Raw genomic sequence first — 5,936 nt, 5'->3', positions numbered from 1 at the left:
TGTTAACTGTTCCCCGTTCCCTGTTCCCTCTCCAAAATATAAAATTTATTTTGCACGACTACTTATCAAGTAAACCTTAAATTATAGAGTACATATATCCCCTGATATAAATCTTCAATTTTCGTTCCATATCTTAATAATATAAGATACTATTTATTAAATACAGTAAAGTTCTCTCAGTTTAACAAACAATGGTGATAAAAATATTACCCGCTCTGTTCCTAATTAGTGAGGGGAGAGTTGGATAATTCCTATGACATTATTTTTGAGCAAGATATTTAGCTGCTGGGTGACGGCTAGTATTAGACTCCATAATTTTACCCGTCAATTTACACAAAACAATTTGCACCTTCAGGGAATTATACTGTTCATTATTATCAACATCATTTGGGGTACAACCTTCCCACTGATCGAAAAAACAGTAACTAGTCTTTCTCCCAGTGTTTTAATTGCCACGAGATTTACGGTAGCAGCATTATTTTTGAGCGTCAACTTGCGTCGTCTAAACGTTATTTTGTGGCGCGATGGTCTAATTTTAGGTTTATTATTTTTTGTTTATCTGGCTACAGAAACAATTGCGCTGGAGAGCATTCATGCTAACCAAGCATCATTTCTGATTAGCTTGAGTGCAATTATAGTACCTTTAATTGGTTGGTTTTTAGGTCGTTGCTTACAGTTGAAAACTTTCCTAGCATCTGGACTGGCTGTTATTGGTATTGGTGTGATGTTTTGGGGAGAGGGAATATTAGGAATTGGCAATTTATTAATGTTAGTTGATGCCTTTCTTTATGCAATTTATACTGTAATTCTAGAAAAAGTCGCATCCCGCCACCCACCTTTATCACTCACCAGTATGCAATTATTTGTAATTGCAGTCATGGGCTTAATCTGGAGTAATACAAAATTAGTTGCAGAGTGGAATATCATCAATGAAAACTGGGGCGTAATTCTTTATCTGGGACTAGCTGCAACTGCACTGGTCATCTGGCTGCAAACAATAGCTCAACGCTGGATAGGATCTGAAGAAGCAGCTTTACTCTACACCCTAGAACCCATCTTTTCAGCCATATTCTCATTTTGGTTACTTGGTGAACAACTGGGAGTAAAGGGTTTAATTGGTGCAGCTTTTGTTTTATCTGCGATCGTTCTCAGTCAACAAAAATCTCCAGATGTCGAACCGAATACAGAAATTAATGCCATTCAACCAACATCGCCTGTGTTGGTTGTCTCAGAGGAAAATATTAAAAAATTAACTAGGTTGGGATCTTAGAGGATGTTTGAAAAGTCCTTAGTAATGTATCAAAAACTTCTAGATCCCCCTAAATCCACGCCAGTTGCTCATGAGGGAAACCCCCAAGACCGTACTGGCTCCCCTTGCAAAAGGGGACTTTGATTCTAGTTCCCCCCTTTCTAAGGGGGGTTAGGGGGGATCAATAAGTGCCTAAAGTCACAGCCAGCAACTTTTACAACAACCTCTTAGATTATCTAATTAAAGGGGAGCATCCCAATGAAAGCCAAAATAAACGCAGCAATACTAAAAACTCTCTTAAACGCTCTTAACTTTGTGTCCTTTGCGTTCTTTGCGGTTGATTCATATCAAGCCTGGGAGCAATTGGCAGATTTCCAAAAAATCAACTTATACATTTGGGATGCTCCCAATTAACGTTGCAATCAAGTACCGAGTGCTGAGTAGTTGATTCAGATTTTTACTCATCGCTCGTTACTTACCTGTCCTATACAGCCCTATAGCCTTCCATCTCTAGCTTCACTTATCAATCTTTATCTATGTATATCTGGGATAAAGAATTATAAAGAAATTGTTACAAACTTTAGTACAATAACCTCATTACACAAATGAGTATTTTTTCTTATTGACATGATGGCAGCTCAATTTCCCTGGCTTACTGCGATTGTCTTGTTGCCACTCCTTGCATCCTTGTTAATTCCCGTCCTGCCTGATAAAGACGGTAAAACCATCCGTTGGTATGCATTAGGTGTAGGTATCGCCGACTTCGCCTTGATGTGTTACACCTTTTGGCAGCATTACGATGCTACTAATACTAGTTTTCAAATTGTCGAAAATTTTGCCTGGATGCCTCAGTTGGGATTAAACTGGGCAGTTGCAGTGGATGGTATCTCCGTTCCCCTCGTGCTTTTAGCCGGCTTTGTTACCACCCTTTCCATGTTTTCCGCTTGGCAAGTTGACCGCAGACCACGCCTATTTTACTTTTTGATGCTGGTGCTTTACTCCGCACAGGTAGGGGTGTTCGTTGCCAAAGACTTGATGTTATTTTTCATTATGTGGGAAGTAGAACTAGTTCCCGTATATCTATTAGTTTCCATTTGGGGCGGACAAAGAAGACGCTATGCAGCCACAAAATTTATACTATATACCGCAGCGGCTTCTATATTTATTTTAGTAGCAGCCCTGGCAATGGGGTTATACGGTGGCGGTGATATGAATTTTGATCTCACCACCTTGGCTGCAAAGGATTATCCCTTGGGTTTACAACTGCTATTATATGCAGGTTTATTTATTGCCTTTGGCGTTAAACTAGCTATTTTCCCCTTACATACCTGGTTGCCAGATACTCACGGTGAAGCATCTTCTCCTGTATCCATGATTTTGGCTGGCGTATTGCTAAAAATGGGCGGTTATGGCTTGATTCGCCTGAATATGGAACTTCTACCTGATGCTCATGTATACTTTGCACCAGTGATAGCTGTGCTTGGTGTTGTCAATATTATCTATGGTGCATTAAATTCCTTTGCCCAAACCAATATGAAACGGCGGTTGGCTTTTTCTTCCATTTCTCACATGGGGTTTGTGCTGTTAGGTTTAGCCTCCTTCACCGATTTGGGTATGAATGGGGCAATGTTGCAGATGATATCACATGGTTTGATTGCCTCGGTGTTGTTCTTCCTGGCTGGTGTCACCTACGATCGCACCCATACAATGGTAATGAAAGATATGGGTGGTATTGGTCAAGCCATGCCCACAGTTTTTGCTTTATTTACAATCGGTGCAATGGCATCTTTGGCTTTACCAGGGATGAGTGGCTTTGTGGGTGAACTTTCAGTTTTTGTGGGTGTGACAACCAGCGATGTTTATAGTTCCACTTTCTGTACTGTGACAGTGTTCCTGGCTGCTGTGGGAGTCATCCTCACACCTATCTATCTACTTTCTATGCTGCGTCAGGTATTTTATGGTAAAGATGCAGCATTGATATGTGACATTAATAATGCCGGGTTGGAAAATCAGGAAGATGAGGGAACAGCTTGTTTTGGTACAGATTGTCTCCTACCTACCCAAGCAGTATACAGTGACGCTAGACCCCGTGAAGTCTTTATTGCTGCCTGTTTTATAGTGCTGATTATCGGCATTGGTTTCTATCCCAAGGTGGCTATGCAGATGTATGATGCCAAAACTGTGGCTGTAAATACTCATGTTCGCCAATCTTATACTATTATCTCCCAAACCAATCCTGGCATTTATGCGAATGGGTTATTAACTCCCAAAATTGCTCAACCTGAGATTAACTCGGTCTTAGCAACTGTTAAATAGGGGTTGCTGAGAAAGTCTTTTCGTGGGGGCAGGAGGCAGGAGGAGATTTAATAATTTCCTTTTCATCTCTCGAACTCAACAAAAGTGCAAGGTTTTTGAGGCATAAGACGCTATATCTTTGCACCTACTTTCCTGTTTATCAGCCTCTAAATCTTGATTTATCTGGCTTTTGCATTTATTCAGCAAACCCTAAATAAAGCTTATTTCTGAAACGGAATTAAGTTTTGTATCTATTAACCGACAAAATCAAAAATTTTTGATAAAAAATGACCCCCGCTGCCATAAATAATTTGGTGGCGGGTATTTTTTATCTAAGAAAGGCAGAAGGCAAAAGTTAATATTCTCCCCCTGCACCCTGCCCCCCCGCACCCCTGCTTTCTTCACTGTCACCTGTCACCTGCTATAAAGGATTAAATTTAAGTGAAATTAACTAACACATCTTGAACAATCAGGCATAATCTCAACGTGAGGTTATCATAGTGCCAATATTTTCCAGACAATATTGCACCTGAAATATTTGCCTTTGATATTCTCCTAGTTTAGTAGAACTTGAAAATCAAGGAAATCATAGATATATGAGTTCACCAAATTGGCAAGCTTTAGAAAATAAGTATCAGTGGGAGACAAGTTATCCCTATTTACCTGGTCATGTGAAAGGTGTTCCCAGAGGACAGGGTTTTAGTCTGGAGAAAATATTTATTTTTCTGGGCATGACCATTAAAGGCATTATAGGTCTACTTATAGCCCTGGTTCTGCATATTATTCCTTATCTGTGGAAAAAATTGATTAAGGGAGAATTAGTTTTTACAGGTACTGCCGATTTTGGGTTATTGACTATTTTTGCTCAATTTAACGACTGGAATAATGTAGATGAATTTCATCAATTTTTTAAACCTTGGACTTTTTTTGAAGAACCACAGGTAGCTAAAGATTGGGATTCTGATGTAGAATTTGGTCGTCAGCGGTTGGCGGGAATGAATCCAGTCGTTATCCGCAAATGTCTGGCAGATGATATTAGCCCTGAGAGTAATTTTCCAGTCACTGACCAAATTATTAATCCCGTTCAAGGTAAAGAGATTAATCTAGAATCAGCGTTGCAAGCCAATCGCTTATATATTTTAGATTTCAAGATTCTCAACCAAATTACTGATGCAAAAATGGAAGAGGAGATAGGCAAATATCCTCAATCTCCCATTTGTCTTTTTTATCTTAATGACAAACAACAACTAATTCCCATTGCCATTAAATTACAGTACCATCCTGATGCAGATCATCCAGAATATAACCAAATATTAACACCTAATTCATCACCAGAAGTTTGGCAAGCGGCTAAAGTGGCGGTGTCTAGTGCTGATGCAGCTTATCAAGGAGTTATTTCTCATTTATTGTGTACACATTTACTTATTGAGGCTTTTGGAGTTAGTACATACCGGAAAATATCACCACAACACATACTTTATAAGCTCTTGACTCCTCACTATTTCAATACTATGGCCATCAATAATATGGCGCGTAATGTGTTCTTGAGTAGAGGTGGTTTTTTCGATGTGACTGGCGCTTTGGGTTACAGAGGTTCTAATGAACTGTTAAGGAGAGGCTATAACGGTTATCAAATAATCACTAATAACGGTCGTGAATATAAAGTTCCCGAACTAAACTTTTACGAGCAAGCTTTACCCCATAATTTAGAAATACGTGATGTTTCAGACATACCAGACTATTACTATCGTGATGATGCGTTATTGATGTGGGGTGCTATCAAAGAATATGTGACTGACGTTTTGAAAAGCCATTATCAAAATGATACAGATGTAGTAAATGACCAAGAAGTACAAAGATGGAAAGAAGAACTGATCAATAATGCCAGGATTAAGGGTTTACTACCACCTGAAAAAAATAACCAATTGGATACTATAAATGATCTGATTGAGATTGCTACAAACATTATTTTTACAGCCACCGCTCAACACGCAGCCGTCAATTTTGGTCAATATGACTATGCTGGATGGATACCTAATAATCCCTTTGCACTCTATGAATCTTTTTCAGATTTATTTACCAAAGATAGCAACAATATCACTCCTCTAACCGCAAGGTTGCCCAATAGATTAGAAACGATTAAGCAAATTGTTTTGGTGAAGGTGTTGACAATGACACCTCCATACTCCAGTAAATCGCTGTTAACTTTAGATAATCCTTTTTCTGAACCTTCTGCACAACAAGCTTTTGAGAAGTTTCAAACTGGGTTGCAGGAAATAGAAAAGACAATAGCTACTCGTAATGCTTCTCTATCTAAGCCTTACATTTACTTGCTTCCTTCCCGTATTCCTCAAAGTATTGCTATCTAATGGGGTTGTGGGGTGTGGGGTGT

General features: G+C 39.2%; 4 protein-coding genes. All 4 read left to right on the top strand.

What is annotated here, in order from left to right; genetic code table 11:
• Positions 1-253 precede the first annotated feature (253 nt).
• The 4 genes from A0J48_RS25645 to A0J48_RS25630 all read left to right on the top strand — a co-directional run bounded on the left by A0J48_RS25645 (position 254) and on the right by A0J48_RS25630 (position 5,913).
• Positions 254-1,270 (top strand): DMT family transporter, encoded by a 1,017-nt coding sequence (locus A0J48_RS25645; RefSeq protein ID WP_200327397.1) that lies wholly within the window; start codon positions 254-256, stop codon positions 1,268-1,270.
• Between the two features lie 237 nt (positions 1,271-1,507).
• Positions 1,508-1,663, top strand: a complete 156-nt coding sequence (locus tag A0J48_RS25640) for a hypothetical protein (protein ID WP_200327396.1) — start codon at positions 1,508-1,510, stop codon at positions 1,661-1,663.
• A 213-nt stretch (positions 1,664-1,876) separates the two neighbouring features.
• Entirely contained in the window at positions 1,877-3,565 is a 1,689-nt protein-coding gene (locus tag A0J48_RS25635; RefSeq protein ID WP_200327395.1) for an NAD(P)H-quinone oxidoreductase subunit 4, read from the top strand.
• Positions 3,566-4,140: 575 nt separating this feature from the next.
• Entirely contained in the window at positions 4,141-5,913 is a 1,773-nt protein-coding gene (locus tag A0J48_RS25630) for a lipoxygenase family protein (RefSeq protein WP_200327394.1), read from the top strand.
• Positions 5,914-5,936 lie beyond the last annotated feature (23 nt).

Source organism: Sphaerospermopsis aphanizomenoides BCCUSP55 (assembly GCF_001586785.1).
Lineage (GTDB): Bacteria > Cyanobacteriota > Cyanobacteriia > Cyanobacteriales > Nostocaceae > Sphaerospermopsis_A > Sphaerospermopsis_A aphanizomenoides_A.
Note: the sequence above shows the minus strand (reverse complement) of the source record. Positions and strands in the feature narration are given on the sequence as shown.